We start from the raw sequence: 14,708 nt of genomic DNA on the forward strand, positions 1-14,708 counted from the left end.
ATGAGCGCACTGGACACCAATATCGAAAAACTGACCGGCTATCTGGCGCGCTTCAGGCAAGGCGGGATCAAGAACCGTATCGCTGGCAAAGATCAGGACGGCACAGCAGGCGTGTTCCAATCTACATCACCGGTCGACAAGTCAGTGATCTGCGATGTGGCACATGGCACCGCACAGGACATAGATGTCGCTGCCAAAGCCGCCGCTGATGCCTTTCCGGAATGGCGCGACATGCCAGCCACCGAACGCCGCAAAATCCTGCTGAATGTCGCCGATGCGATCGAGGCACGAGCCGAAGAAATTGCCTTGTGCGAATGCTGGGACACCGGCCAGACCATCCGCTTCATGTCCAAAGCGGCCCTGCGCGGTGCAGAGAACTTTCGCTACTTCGCCGATCAGGTTGTTCAGGCGCGGGATGGGCAGCATCTGAAATCCCCGACGCTGATGAATGTCACAAGCCGGGTACCAATCGGGCCGGTGGGTGTGATTACCCCATGGAACACACCGTTTATGCTGTCCACGTGGAAGATTGCCCCTGCGCTGGCCGCAGGCTGTACAGTTGTCCACAAACCAGCCGAAGACTCGCCGCTGACGGCAAGGCTGCTGGTTGAGATCGCAGAAGAGGCGGGGCTGCCCAAAGGTGTGCTGAATACCGTGAACGGGTACGGGCCCGATGCAGGCAAAGCTCTGTGCGAACACCCGTTGCTGAAAGCGATCGCTTTTGTGGGCGAAAGCCGCACCGGCAGCCTGATCGTGAAACAGGGTGCCGATACTCACAAACGAAACCACCTTGAACTGGGCGGCAAAAACCCGGTCATCGTCTTCGACGACGCTGATCTGGATCGGGCGCTGGATGCCGTGATTTTCATGATCTATTCGATCAACGGTGAACGCTGCACATCATCTTCACGCCTGTTGATCCAGGACACGATCAAGGAAGAATTCGAGGCGAAACTGATCGAGCGGGTGAACAATATCAAGGTCGGTCACCCGCTGGATCCGGCGACCGAAATCGGCCCGCTGGTCACCCAGGAACATTACGACAAGGTCACCAGCTATTTCGACATCGCCAAAGAAGATGGCGCAATCGTAGCAGCTGGAGGGGTCAAGGTAGGCGACGAAGGCTATTTTGTACGCCCCACCCTGTTCACCAATGCAAGCAACGATATGCGCATTGCGCGGGAAGAGATCTTTGGCCCTGTCCTGACTTCGATCCCGTTCACAACCGAAGATGAAGCCCTGCGGATTGCCAACGATACACCCTATGGTTTGACAGGCTATGTCTGGACCAATGATCTGACGCGCGCGCTGCGGTTTACCGACAAGCTCGAGGCCGGAATGATCTGGGTGAACTCGGAGAATGTACGCCACCTGCCCACACCATTCGGCGGGGTCAAAGCATCGGGCATCGGCCGCGACGGCGGTGACTGGAGTTTTGAATTCTACATGGAGCAAAAGCACATCGGCTTTGCCACTGGCCAGCACAAGATCATGCAATTGGGCAAGCTCTAACGGCAGGCCCCGATCCAAGACGCGCGAAACCACACCAACTCCAGGAGGCTTCAATGCCCGTTCCCGCCCCCAATCTGTATCCTGATTTCAACACGATCCGCCTGAGCCATGTCTGCCTGAATGTTAGTGATCTGACCGCATCGCGTAAGTTCTATTCCGAAGTTCTGGGCCTGCAGGTTTCAGACGAGAGCGACACCCATGTCTATCTGCGCGCCATGGAAGAGCGTGGTCATCATTGTGTGATCCTGCAGAAATCAGATCAACCGGGCACCGTCGAAGTCATGGGGTTCAAAACCTTCGATGAAGCGGACTTGGACCAGGCCGAAGCATACTTCAAAGCCAAGAGCCGTCCGACCGAATGGGTTGAGCGTCCTTATCAGGGGCGGACACTCCTGACCTCGGACAATATGGGAATCCCGCTGGAATTCTATCACAAGATGGACCGGTTGGAACCGATCCATCAGAAATACGCGCTCTATCGTGGGGTAAAGCCGCTGCGGATCGATCACTTCAACTGTTTCTCGACCAATGTCGACGACAGCGTCGCTTTCTACAGCGATTTCGGGTTCCGCGTGACCGAATACACCGAGGATGAAGACAGCAAACGTCTGTGGGCCGCATGGATGCATCGCAAAGGTGGCGTTCACGACATGGCATTCACCAACGGAACGGGCCCGCGCATGCATCACGTGGCGTTCTGGGTGCCAACGCCGCTTAATATCATTGATCTGCTCGATCTGATGTCCACGACCGGCTACGTCGACAATATCGAGCGCGGACCAGGGCGGCATGGTATTTCAAACGCATTCTTCCTGTACATCCTCGACCCCGATGGTCACCGCATCGAAATCTATTGCTCGGATTACCAGACCGTCGATCCTGATCTGGAGCCGATCAAATGGGACCTGAAAGATCCGCAGCGCCAAACCCTCTGGGGAGCCCCTGCCCCGCGCAGCTGGTTCGAGCACGGCACACCCTTTGTCGGTGTTGACGTGAAAGAGGCTGATCTTGCCGCCTCACCCATCATTGCGCCGTAAGGGACTGGAATGCTGGAACTGAAAGATCCCGGGCTGCTGCGTCAGGCAGCCCTTGTCGGCGGTGACTGGATTGAGGCCGATGCCAAAAACGGCTTGGCCGTGACCAACCCGGCTACAGGCGATATCATTGGATATGTTCCCAATCTGGGGGCTGAAGAGACACGCGCAGCCATCAAAGCGGCTCAAATCGCGCAAAAAAACTGGGCAAAGCGGACGGCCAAAGACCGCAGCCAGATCCTGCGTCGTTGGTTTGAGCTGATGATGGCGCATCAGGACGATCTGGGCGCGATCCTGACTGCTGAACAGGGCAAACCGCTGGCTGAAGCGAAAGGTGAAATCGCCTATGGCGCCTCCTTCATCGAATGGTTCGCCGAAGAAGCCCGGCGCGCCTATGGTGACGTCACGCCCGGCCATGCGCCAGACAAGCGGATCATCACGATTAAACAACCCATCGGTGTTGTCGCCGCAATCACACCATGGAACTTCCCCAACGCTATGATCACGCGCAAGGCAGGGCCAGCCTTTGCAGCGGGCTGTTCAATGGTGCTGAAACCCGCCAGCCAGACCCCGTTCTCGGCAATTGCACTGGCAGTATTGGCTGAGCGGGCGGGACTGCCCAATGGCTTGTTCTCGGTCATCACAGGCTCAGCCCGCGACATCGGCGGCGAGATGACGTCGAACAAGATCGTGCAAAAACTGACCTTTACCGGGTCGACCGAGATCGGTGCGATGCTTTATGCGCAATGCGCGCCCACGATCAAGAAACTGGGTTTAGAGCTGGGCGGCAACGCGCCCTTTATCGTGTTCGACGATGCAGATTTGGATGCTGCCGTCGAAGGTGCTGTAGTCGCCAAATTCCGCAACAACGGCCAGACCTGTGTCTGTGCCAATCGAATTTACGTGCAGTCCGGGGTTTATGACGCCTTTGCTGAAAAGCTCGCCGCCAAGGTCGCGACCCTGCCCACCGGAAACGGGTTTGACGAAGGTATCATCTTTGGTCCGTTGATCGACCAAGCCGCCGTAGACAAGGTGACCGAACATATTTCCAACGCTACATCAAAGGGCGCTCAGATCACGCTTGGTGGCAAACCGCATGCTCTTGGCGGCACCTTCTTTGAACCCACCATTCTGACCGGCGTAACGCCGGATATGGCTGTGGCCAATGAGGAAACGTTTGGCCCGGTCGCGCCGCTATTCAGGTTCGACACCGAAGCCGAGGTCGTCGCGGCAGCTAATGATACCGAGTTTGGGTTGGCCTCGTATTTCTATTCGCGTGACATGGCCCGCGTCTGGCGCGTCTCTGAAGCGCTTGAGTATGGCATGGTTGGCATCAACACCGGATTGATCTCAACCGCCGAAGCTCCCTTTGGCGGCGTTAAAATGTCTGGGCTGGGCCGCGAGGGATCGCGCCATGGTCTGGATGACTTCATGGAACTCAAATATCTGTGCATGGGCGGGATCGATGCCGCCGAGGAGGTCTGATGCGCTTTGCCACCTACACTGCCAACAGCGAAACCTACTTCGGTGCAATCACCGACGAGGGGGCAATTGCGTTGAATGACGCCTTCCCGGGTCACAGCAGCCTCTATGAAGTGATCGCCGCAGGGCAGTTCGACCAGCTGGCTAAAGCAGCAGAAGGAAAGCCGGTTACCCACACGGATTTCACCTATGAAATGGTCATGCCCGATGCCCGCCGTATCCTTTGCGTCGGGGTGAACTTTCCGGACCGAAATGCCGAATACAAAGATGGTAGTGAACAGCCAAAATACATGTCGCTGTTTCCCCGCTTTGCCAGCGGCTTCACCGGCCATGATCGCCCGATGATACGCCCGCCGGAGAACCAAACTCTGGACTATGAGGGCGAAGTGGCCATCGTAATCGGCAAAGCCGGGCGGCGGATTTCGCAGGAAGATGCCTATGATCACATCGCTGCACTGACATTGTGCAACGAGGGTACGATCCGTGACTGGGTGCGGCACGCCAAGTTCAACGTCACACAAGGCAAGAATTGGGACAACTCGGGCGCAATTGGCCCGTGGCTGGTGCCGTTCACCGACGCGGCGCAGCTGGATGACGCCCGCATTCAAACCCGCGTAAATGGTGAACTACGTCAGGACGACACGCTGAACCGCATGATGTTCCCGATCCGGCGCGAGATCGAGTACATCTCGACCTTCATGACGCTACAACCTGGCGACATCATCGTCACCGGCACGCCCACGGGTGCCGGCGCGCGGTTTGACCCACCCAAATACCTTGCCCCGGGTGATGTCGTTGAAATCTCAGTCAATGGGATCGGTAAATTGCGAAACACCGTTGAGGATGAACAGGTATGACACCCGAAGATCACGTCCGTGCCGCAGCAGATCTGCTGGAAGCCGAACGCACGGGTGAGCAGATCGGTTTGCTCACGCTGCGCCACCCTGAGATGGGAATGGACGACGCTTATGAGGTGCAGAACGCCATCTATCACCAGAAACTGGCCGAGGGGCGCAAGGTGATCGGATGGAAGATCGGGCTTACTTCGAAGGCAATGCAATACGCGCTGAACATCGACATCCCCGACAGTGGCATACTGTTCGATGACATGGCGTTCGACAACGGTGATACGGTGCCTGCAGGCCGGTTCATTCAGCCCCGGATCGAGGCGGAAATCGCCTTTGTCATGAAGTCAGCCGTCGGTGGGGAAAACGTTGCGCGCGACGATATAGTTGCCGCAACAGACTATGTTGCGCCCTCAATCGAAATCCTCGACACGCGCATTCAGCGGGTAGATTCTGCAACAGGCAAATCCCGGACCGTCTTTGACACGATCAGTGACAATGCTGCCAACGCGGGCATCGTTTTGGGAGCCGAACAACACGCCATCGATGTGTTTGATTTGCGCTGGGTCGGGGCGCTGACGTTCCGAAATGGTGAGATTGAAGAGACCGGTCTGGGTGCAGGTGTACTCAACGATCCGGTTGAAAGCGTTGTCTGGCTGGCACGACGCATGGCGCAATACGGCCAAAGCATCGAACCCGGTCAGGTCATCCTGTCGGGCAGCTTCATTCGCCCCGTCGAATGCCCGTCAGGCACCGAGATTCACGCGGATTTCGGGCCGTTCGGATCGGTCGATATCAACTTCGCCTGAAGGAGCGCCACACATGCCCGCGCCAAAGAATATGTTCAAAGCCGCTCTGAAAGCAGGTCAGCCTCAACTTGGATGCTGGATCGGGATGGCCAATGCCTATGCTGCTGAAATCGCATCGACCGCAGGGTTTGATTGGTTGTTGGTCGATGGAGAACACGCACCCAACGATCTACGCTCGATCCTTGACCAGGTGCGTGTGATCGAAGGTTCGGGCAGTGTGCCAATCGCACGTCTGCCAGTCGGTGAGACCTGGATGATCAAACAGTATCTGGATGCGGGTGTTCAGAACATTCTGGTGCCGATGGTCGAAAGCGGCGATCAGGCCCGAGAGCTGGTTCGGGCCATACAATATCCGCCACTTGGCGTCCGGGGTGTCGGGTCTGCACTTGCACGCGCATCACGCTTTGCTGCGATCCCTGACTATCTGAAAACTGCCGACGAACAGATCTGCCTGCTGGTCCAGGTTGAAAACCGCGCTGGTCTGGACGCATTGGACGATATTCTGGAGACCGAAGTAGACGGAGTTTTCATCGGGCCATCAGATCTCGCAGCGGATATGGGACATATTGGTGAGGCCGGTCATCCGGACGTAACAAAGGCCGTTTTGAACGCGATAAGCCTGATCGTTGCGTCGGGTAAAGCTGCCGGTATTCTGACGCTCGATCCAGTATTGCAGCGTAAATGCCTGGATCTGGGTGCAACATTTGTCGCCACCAGCATTGATGTGAACTTGTTTGCCAATGCAATACGCAAGGCGGCGGATGACGCGCTTGCCCTATTGCCGAACCAAAAAGTGTCTGGTGTCGCCCAGACCGGTTCGGCCAGCAAATATCTGCAGCAATTGTGCAAGCACTGGTCCCATAAGGCCGAAGCGTCGTTTGATGCGCATCAGGGCAGCGTGTCGTTCACCGATGGCTATCGGGTCTCAATGACTGCCGACGACATCCATCTGAATATTCAGGCTGAAACTGGTCCTCGGGGTGATATCACAAAATGGAAAGACGTGATTGAGAGCCATCTGATACGATTTGCCTTCCGCGAAGACTTCAAAATCGAATGGGCTGATTAGCGCAAGATAAGGCCAGAAAGGAACGATCGATTGGCACCCAATCCCGTTTACGCCATCGGAGATATCCATGGCCAGCTAGAGATGCTGCAGGAGGCATTGGCACGGATTGAACAGGACGGCGGAGCGGGTGCCAGGATTGTCTTTCTGGGCGATTACACGGATCGCGGACCACAAAGCCGTGAGGTAATAGACTTGTTGCTGCGCGGACAAGCAGACGGTCGAAACTGGATCTTCCTGCGCGGCAATCACGATCAGATGTGTTCCATGTTCATGGAAGAGTATCCTCGCAACGATGCCCGTTTATTGGTCGGATACCACTGGCTTCATCCCCGGATCGGAGGGATCGAAACGCTGAAATCCTATGGGGTGGACGTTGCTGAAGGCGATCGGATCTATCAGGTTCATGCCCAAGCTCGAAACGCCGTACCTAAAGCGCATTTGGAGTTTCTGGCAGGGCTGAAGACCCTTCATCAGGAAGATGGGGTTCTGTTTGTGCATGCCGGTATTCGACCCGGTATCGCACTGAATCAACAAGATCCCGACGATCTGATCTGGATACGCGATGAGTTTCTGACCTACCGCGAGCCACACCCCCAACTCGTCGTCCATGGTCATACCCATGTGACCATGCCCGAACATCATGGCAACCGGATCAATCTGGATACGGGTGCGGGATACGGGAATGCGCTTACCGCCGCCGTGTTCGAGGGCACCCGGTGTTGGGTTCTGGATCAGGTCGGCCGAAAACCACTCACCCGCTAGCCCGAAACTCAAGGATACTCGATTGTCAGCGCATCCGATTCAGCAACGCTCTGACAGGTCAGGATTTCGCCGCGCGCGATCTCTTCGTCATCCAAGGCCATCTGCGCACGCATATGGACCTTGCCCTTTTTCAACCTCGCCTTGCAACTTCCGCAAACGCCCGACTGACAGCTATAGTCTGGACGCAAACCCGCAGCGAGGGCTGCTTCGAGCACGGTTTGATCCGCAGCAATCTGAACCGTATGCTCCTGACGGTCCAAAGTAATCGAAGCTGTCGCAGCGATGCCTTTGACCGTTGTGTCAATGGCGCCTGCGCCACCAAAGCTTTCCAAGTGAATACGGTTGTCAGGCACGTCCATCGCCAGCAATGCAGCTCGAGTTGCCTTGTTCATCTCCCCTGGTCCACAGATCCAATATTGTACGTTCTGCGCGACTGGCGGTGACTCATCGATCGCAGCCGCGATCGCCTCGGCGTCTACCCGACCAGAGCGCCATGGTGAAAACCAGGTCCACATCGAAGGCGAGGACAGAATGTGCCGAACAGTGAAACGTTCAGGGTATTCTGCTGCCAGTGCATCAAGTTCTTCGTGAAAGATGATGCTCTTGTGGGATTTGTTGCCATAAATCAGATACGCAACCGAATAAGGTTCATCAGTCAGTACTGCATTGATCATCGCATATAGTGGGGTGATACCACTGCCCGCGCCAAAGAAGTAATGCGTGCGCCGTTTCAACGATCCCGGTTCAAGAACAAACCGTCCATCCGGCCTCTGAGATTCAACGATATCGCCAACCTTCAGCCGATCAGCCACATAGTTTGAAACCACACCACCTTTGGTTCGTTTGACGGTGATACGCAGATTTTCACCCGGTGGGTTCGAGATCGTGTAACAGCGGCGATGTTCCTGCCCGTCGATCATAAACCGCAAGGGCAGATGTTGCCCCGCCTGCCATTGAAACTGATCGTTCGCCTCTTCCGGAACGGTCAGGATTACGCTTGTAGCGTCACCGCCAATTTCCTCGCGAATGTCAGTTACACTCAGTTTGAAGAATGCGGCTGTCATGCAACGTATCCTGCACCTAACATCACCCAAAGGCCGCCCAGCACCGCGAGAATTGCGCCCCAGATCCAGTTGGGCGGTTCATATCCGGTAATCCACATGACCGCGTAGTCGACAGCAAACCAGGCGACAACCCACCCCGCCCACATGACAAGGCCGGCACCGCTCAGCATCAACCAGACAAAGCTGGCCAGAAAGATCAGGTTAGAAAGAAAAAACAGTATCATGGCTACCCCATCTAAAGTTCAAGGCCGGCAACAAAGCGAGTTGAACAATCAGCCTGATGAACTCGCAGTTTTTCACTTGTCTCAAGACGCCTCTTGCGCCTTCATGAAATCCAGAATTGCCTGCTGATGGTTCGTAATCGGACTTTCCCCAACCGCGGAAGGCCCGATTTCCAGATACGGGCTGTACAGGGATTTCTGCTGCTGTTCACAGGCATAGACATCCTCGGCGGTGAAATCACCCGACGCCATCGGATCGTTTTCATCAATGGCGTCATCGCCTTCGTATTTGGGCCCACCAAAACCCTTCCAGAATCCCCAACTGTTCCATTGTTGCTTCTGGAATTCCCAGCCCGAGACGTTAGCCAGCTTGCTCCGGTTCTGGATTCGCGTCAGATCAGGTGCCAGTGGGGTGATGATGAACAGATTCCAGCTCTCTTCACTTGCCCCTATTCCAATCCCGGGGAACAGCATCGGCACCCACGCCCCCGAGTGCGGTTTGGGGATGACACGCGGAAACGGCAGGTTGTTTTCCAGATCTTCCGCATAGTCCGGCGCCGGCGGTTCCCAGAAATGATAATGAGGACCTTTCCAGCCATACTCGGCCTTGGCGTGATCATACATATACAACGTATTCGAATGCAGATGGCTCAGGTGATAGACATCGATATAGTTTTCGACGACGATCTTCCAGTTCGCCCTGATCTCATACGAGCTGGCTGAATCCGGGTATTCGACCAATTCTTCCGGTTTGTGAGGTCCGAGATACGGGTCAACCGCACCGAACCATTCTGCCAGAGATGGCGGATCTGGATCTGGATGTACGAACAGCATTCCCCGCCAGATATCGACACTCGCCGGTTTCAAACCAAAACACTTCTTGTCAACACCGTTCGGGAACTCTCTGGCCTCATCTGGCACCGAAATCAGGTTGCCTTCCAGGTCATATGTCCAGTCGTGATAGGGGCAGGTCAGAGCCTTTTGTGTTTTGCCCACCGCGCGGATCAACTGAGTGCCGCGATGGCGGCAAATGTTGTGAAACGCGCGCAAACGACGATCCCGCCCCATCACGATAAAGATATTGTTCAGGCCCGCCTGCACCGAGATATAATGCCCCGGCTCAGGAACGTCCTCGGCCAGCCCGGCAAATCGCCATGTCCGCGAGAAAATCAGGCGTTGTTCTTCATCAAACCAATCCTTTGAGGTGTATGCCTCAACCGGCAGACGGTGGTACATTCGGGTCATTTAATGGCTCCTCAGCCAAGATCGATGGCACGTGTTTTGAATTGCCAAAGCTCTATTTTTTTGGTTCCAGACTGCTTGTCAGCAAGAGGGCCGCGCTTTTCAGCTCGTCGCGCCATGTCTCTGGTGGTTTCAGGGGTGACAGAGAGTCAAATGATACAAAAATCGAAGATACGCCCTGCGCCACAGCGCGAACGCGCTCGGCATCTGCATCGGGGCATGTTCGTTTCAATGTCTCTTCGAGCACTGCCAAAAACCGCACCATGGTCTCCAGTAGTGGTTGAGCAAGGGAGGGGTAATCCCCAACGGATGCCGTCAAAGATTGCCAAACGGTCATCAGTCGTGGATCGATAGCACCATCGCTGGCGAACAGGACTTCGACCAACTGATCGCTGGTTTCAATGTACTGCAATACCTGATCCAGCTCTCCCGTCAGAGCATTGAATGTCCCGACCACATGCTCATTAAGCGCCTCAATCATTTGATCTCGATTGCCCAGATAGTGACGCAGCAATGGGCGCTTTACTCCCGCCTCTTCCGCAATTCTTTCTTGCGTGGCACCTTCAAGCCCAAAACGTGCAACACACGTCATATACGCGTTCAGAATTTCCTCGGAACGTTGTGTTTTCAAACTTGGTCGCGGCATCGAAATTCCATCATTTGTCGGAGTTATACATAGTTGGCCACAGTAAATTGTCAATGTTGACGATAATCGGTATTGTTTCAGAAGAACCTGAATTCAGGCACGTGTCCATGCCGCACAGCCGTCACCAAAGTTCAATAGGTCACCAAGTTCTCGGAAAACAAACAACCCCATTGGCTACAAAAACCTAAGTTTTGCAGCCAGAACTGACCAAGTCAGCAGAAGCAATAAATAAAGATCATATTTGTCTGGATCCGCAGCTGCCTTCAGGAGGTACAGCCAGGCCAGCACCCGTCACGACAAACCAGACCTGCAGTCCATGTGGATTATCATTAGAGGCCCGCAAAAATTGCGGGCCTCATTGAGTACTTAGCAACCAGATCCGCCCCGACGGCACGGACTAGTTTGGCTCATTCAGATTGGCCAGATACCGGCCATAGGCATTCTTTTTGAACATCTCAGCGCGTTCTGCGATGTCATCCGCGCTGATCCATCCCTGACTGAAGGCGATTTCCTCAAGACAGCCGGTCTGCAAACCCTGTCGCTGCTCAAGGGTGCGGACGAAATTGCTGGCATCCAGCAAACTGGCATGAGTGCCCGTATCGAGCCAGGCATAACCACGCCCCATCCGTTTAACGGTCAGCTTACCAGCCTCCAGATACATCTCGAGCAAAGTGGTGATCTCAAGCTCGCCCCGCTCGGACGGCTTCACTTCGCGCGCAAGCTTTGGCGCATCGCCATCCAGGAAATACAGTCCTGTCACCGCATAATTCGATGGGGGCACTTCCGGCTTTTCAATGATCTCCACGGCCGAGCCGTTCTCGTCAAAGCTGACAACACCATATCGCTCAGGGTCGGTCACGTGATAACCAAACACCGTGCCGCCGTCTTGCTGGCCGTCAGCCTCTGCCAGAATATCCGGCAATCCGTGACCAAAAAAGACATTGTCGCCCAGAACCAGAGCCGAGGGCGCACCATCCAGAAAATCCTCTGCCAGCAGATACGCCTGCGCTAGTCCATCAGGCGATGGCTGTACGATATATGTCAGAGAAACGCCCCACTGACTGCCATCCCCGAGCGTCCGCTTGAACTGTTCCTGATCCTGAGGCGTAGTGATTAACGCAATCTCGCGAATGCCAGCCAACATCAGCACCGAAATCGGATAATAGATCATGGGCTTGTCATAGAGCGGCAAAAGCTGCTTTGAGATGCCCATCGTGATCGGATACAGCCGTGTTCCGGAACCACCGGCCAGAATAATACCTTTGCGATCTGTCACGTTTCGCTCCTTGAGGCTAATCGGATTTTTGAGAAGTCGCTCATGAAATCTCACCCTTCTGCCGCAGTTGTTCAACAATGGTCTGTGTTGCATCGCGCCAATCCGGGCGTGGCACGCCAAACACGGCCTGAGTCGTACTGCAGTCCATGCGCGAATTCATCGGGCGGGTGGCAGGCGTCGGATAATCCGCCGTCGGAATCCCGGTGACATCAACGGTGCGACCGGCAATGCTGAAAATCTCGCTGGCGAAATCTTTCCAGCTGACATCGGGCGCGCCAGAGAAATGGTAGATCCCGCTCTTGCCGGAATCTTCACATAGCTGCTCGGCAATCGCCAGGCAGGCCTCGGCAATGGCGCGGGCTGGCGTTGGTCCACCGATCTGGTCATCCACAATCGACAACGCATCGCGCGTCTCCGAAAGCCGTAACATGGTTTTGAGGAAATTGTTGCCATGTCCCGAGAACACCCAGGACGTACGCAAAATGGCATATGTAGCGCCCGAAGCGGCGATACCTTTCTCCCCCGCCAATTTGGACCGGCCATACGCATTTTGCGGGTCCACCGGGTCGGTCGGAGACCACGGGGTCTCACCCTGTCCGTCAAAGACATAATCGGTAGAAATATGTACCAGCGGACAAACAAGCGCGGCGGCTGCACGCGCCATGGCGGCAGGTGCCTCGCCATTGATGACATGAGCGAGTGCGTCTTCTTCTTCGGCCTTGTCCACGGCAGTATAGGCAGCCGCGTTTATCACTGCGCGCGGTGTGTGTTTGCGGATTGCCGCTTCACAAGCCTCGGGATCTGACAGATCGACAGCAGATCTGGGCAGGAATACCGCGTCGGGTGCCAACGAAGTCAGTTCATGCGCAACCTGTCCGGTTTTGCCGAATACGAGGAGCGGAGCAGCCATCAGCCGTGCCCCAACCTTGTGCCAACGCCTTCGCGATCCAGGAGCGGACGCCACCAGTCCTCGTTTGCCAGATACCAATCGATGGTACGCTCAAGACCTTCCTCGACAGTAACCGACGGGCGCCAGCCCAGCTCGGTGCGAATACGATCGGGATCAATCGCATAACGGGCATCGTGACCCGGGCGATCGGTCACAAAGGTGATCAGCTTCTCATAAGGTTCAGAACCCGGGCGCTTTTGATCCAGCAGCCGACAGATCGTTTCTATCAGCTCGATGTTGGATCGTTCGTTTTCACCACCGATATTGTAGCTGCGACCAAGTTTGCCTTTTTCCAGAACGCACAACAGCGCGTCTGCGTGGTCTTCGACGTAAAGCCAATCACGAACGTTCAGTCCCTGCCCGTAAACCGGTATCTCTTTGCCGGAAATGGCATTGAGGATCACTTTCGGCACCAGCTTTTCGGGGAAATGGTAAGGACCGTAGTTGTTGGAGCAGTTGGTCAGAACCACTGGCAGACCGTAAGTCTCATGCCAGGCGCGAACCAGATGATCGGATGATGCTTTTGATGCCGAATACGGGCTGCGCGGATCATACGGGGTTTCTTCGGTGAACATTCCGTCTTCACCAAGCGAGCCATAGACCTCATCCGTCGAGATATGATGGAAGCGGAAATCGTCCGGACGCCCCTGCCCCACCCAATAGCTGCGCGCTGCCTCGAGCATGTTATAGGTGCCGGTCACATTGGTTTCGATGAAATCGCCCGGACCATCGATTGAACGGTCAACATGACTTTCAGCGGCAAGGTGCATCACTGCATCAGGGCTATGCTTTGCAAAAACCCGATCCAGATCAGCCCGGTTTCTGATGTCGGCCTGTTCAAAATGATAAAGCGGGCTGTCCGCTACTGGCGCTACATTCTCGAGGCGCCCCGCATAAGTCAGTGCATCAAGATTGATAACCTCATGGCCCCTGCTGATGGCCAAACGCACAACAGCTGAACCGATGAAACCTGCGCCGCCGGTGATCAGTAGCTTCATGTTCATTCCTCGTATTCAAATGGGCTGTCAAAGTCTTTCAGCAAAGTCGCATCCTTGTCCTTTTGAGACAGAACAGCATCAGCCGTCAGACCCCAGTCGATCCCGATATCAGGATCGTCAAAACGAACGGACCCGTCACATTCCGGCGCATAATAATCTGTGCATTTATAGACGATTTCGGTATCAGGTTCGCGCGTGACAAAACCGTGCAGGAAACCTTCGGGTATCAGCAACTGCCTGCCGTTTTCACTGCTGAGTTCAACCCCGATCCACTTGCCATAGGTCGGGCTCCCCTTACGGACATCGACAGCAACGTCGAACAACCGGCCACGACCGCAGCGGACCAGTTTGGCCTGCGCATGTGGAGGTGACTGAAAATGCAGCCCCCGCACAGTATTCACGGTCGCTGAAAGTGAATGATTATCCTGCACAAAATCGATGTCGATTCCTTCAGCGAGCAGCGTCTTGCGGTTCCAGCTTTCTGAGAAAAAGCCGCGCTCATCGCCAAAACGGGCGGGTTCTAACAACAGAACTCCGGGCAACTCGGTTTGTGTAACTTTCACAGGACCCTCCACTTCGGGTGCAGTACATTAAATTTTCTCGTAAAAACCCTCTTATACTTGCAAGAAAGAAGGCTTCGACTATCGTTCTTTATCCGGATGACTGACGCCTGTTACAACGTCCATGATGCGCGCCCAGCTGTATCACTTTGATATCACTTTTAGTCAATCTCCACTCTGGCCGCGAGTCTGTGGGTGACCTCGGCAGTGGCTATACCTCCGGCATCCAAGACGCAAAG

15 protein-coding genes are annotated in these 14,708 nt (G+C 55.2%); 7 read left to right on the forward strand and 8 right to left on the reverse strand.

Annotated features, from left to right (window positions below):
• From hpaE to ACR0IO_RS15095, 7 genes are read left to right on the forward strand one after another with little or no spacing between them, the layout of a single operon-like run.
• Complete coding sequence (gene hpaE, locus ACR0IO_RS15065) at positions 1–1,512, forward strand: 5-carboxymethyl-2-hydroxymuconate semialdehyde dehydrogenase (protein ID WP_480742415.1); 1,512 nt, start codon at positions 1–3, stop codon at positions 1,510–1,512.
• A 53-nt stretch (positions 1,513–1,565) separates the two neighbouring features.
• Positions 1,566–2,549: a 3,4-dihydroxyphenylacetate 2,3-dioxygenase gene (gene hpaD, locus ACR0IO_RS15070; RefSeq protein ID WP_480742416.1), complete on the forward strand. Its 984-nt coding sequence runs from the start codon at positions 1,566–1,568 to the stop codon at positions 2,547–2,549.
• 9 nt (positions 2,550–2,558) lie between these two features.
• Entirely contained in the window at positions 2,559–4,031 is a 1,473-nt protein-coding gene (locus ACR0IO_RS15075; protein ID WP_480742417.1) for an NAD-dependent succinate-semialdehyde dehydrogenase, read from the forward strand.
• On the forward strand, positions 4,031–4,885 hold the full coding sequence (locus ACR0IO_RS15080) for a fumarylacetoacetate hydrolase family protein (RefSeq protein WP_480742418.1): 855 nt from the start codon (positions 4,031–4,033) through the stop codon (positions 4,883–4,885). Before ACR0IO_RS15075 ends, ACR0IO_RS15080 begins: the two co-directional genes overlap by 1 nt.
• A complete protein-coding gene (gene hpaH, locus ACR0IO_RS15085) occupies positions 4,882–5,682 on the forward strand; it encodes a 2-oxo-hept-4-ene-1,7-dioate hydratase (protein ID WP_480742419.1) in 801 nt (266 codons plus the stop codon). Before ACR0IO_RS15080 ends, hpaH begins: the two co-directional genes overlap by 4 nt.
• A 13-nt stretch (positions 5,683–5,695) precedes the next feature.
• The gene (locus ACR0IO_RS15090; protein WP_480742420.1) at positions 5,696–6,751 is read left to right on the forward strand and encodes an aldolase/citrate lyase family protein; all 1,056 of its coding nucleotides are present in this window, start codon (positions 5,696–5,698) and stop codon (positions 6,749–6,751) included.
• A gap of 30 nt (positions 6,752–6,781) precedes the next feature.
• Positions 6,782–7,513 carry a metallophosphoesterase family protein gene (locus ACR0IO_RS15095; protein WP_480742421.1) on the forward strand — a complete coding sequence of 244 codons (732 nt, stop codon included), beginning with the start codon at positions 6,782–6,784 and terminating at the stop codon, positions 7,511–7,513.
• 8 nt (positions 7,514–7,521) lie between these two features.
• Here ACR0IO_RS15095 and ACR0IO_RS15100 read toward each other — a convergent pair whose 3' ends face one another.
• The 8 genes from ACR0IO_RS15100 to rfbC form a co-directional block, all read right to left on the reverse strand.
• Positions 7,522–8,577, reverse strand: coding sequence for a 2Fe-2S iron-sulfur cluster-binding protein (locus ACR0IO_RS15100; RefSeq protein WP_480742422.1), 1,056 nt, complete (start codon positions 8,575–8,577; stop codon positions 7,522–7,524).
• Positions 8,574–8,801 carry a hypothetical protein gene (locus ACR0IO_RS15105; RefSeq protein WP_155149491.1) on the reverse strand — a complete coding sequence of 76 codons (228 nt, stop codon included), beginning with the start codon at positions 8,799–8,801 and terminating at the stop codon, positions 8,574–8,576. Before ACR0IO_RS15105 ends, ACR0IO_RS15100 begins: the two co-directional genes overlap by 4 nt.
• Before the next feature lie 81 nt (positions 8,802–8,882).
• Positions 8,883–10,043, reverse strand: a complete 1,161-nt coding sequence (locus tag ACR0IO_RS15110; RefSeq protein WP_480742423.1) for an aromatic ring-hydroxylating oxygenase subunit alpha — start codon at positions 10,041–10,043, stop codon at positions 8,883–8,885.
• Positions 10,044–10,095: 52 nt separating this feature from the next.
• Complete coding sequence (locus ACR0IO_RS15115; protein WP_480742424.1) at positions 10,096–10,671, reverse strand: TetR/AcrR family transcriptional regulator; 576 nt, start codon at positions 10,669–10,671, stop codon at positions 10,096–10,098.
• Between the two features lie 412 nt (positions 10,672–11,083).
• A complete protein-coding gene (gene rfbA, locus ACR0IO_RS15120) occupies positions 11,084–11,962 on the reverse strand; it encodes a glucose-1-phosphate thymidylyltransferase RfbA (RefSeq protein ID WP_480742425.1) in 879 nt (292 codons plus the stop codon).
• Between the two features lie 40 nt (positions 11,963–12,002).
• Complete coding sequence (gene rfbD / locus ACR0IO_RS15125) at positions 12,003–12,872, reverse strand: dTDP-4-dehydrorhamnose reductase (protein ID WP_480742426.1); 870 nt, start codon at positions 12,870–12,872, stop codon at positions 12,003–12,005.
• Positions 12,872–13,909: a dTDP-glucose 4,6-dehydratase gene (gene rfbB, locus ACR0IO_RS15130; protein WP_155149481.1), complete on the reverse strand. Its 1,038-nt coding sequence runs from the start codon at positions 13,907–13,909 to the stop codon at positions 12,872–12,874. Before rfbB ends, rfbD begins: the two co-directional genes overlap by 1 nt.
• 2 nt (positions 13,910–13,911) lie before the next feature.
• Complete coding sequence (rfbC, locus tag ACR0IO_RS15135; RefSeq protein WP_170334694.1) at positions 13,912–14,472, reverse strand: dTDP-4-dehydrorhamnose 3,5-epimerase; 561 nt, start codon at positions 14,470–14,472, stop codon at positions 13,912–13,914.
• Between the last annotated feature and the right edge of the window lie 236 nt (positions 14,473–14,708).

This window comes from Ruegeria sp. CE12 (genome assembly GCF_056537525.1).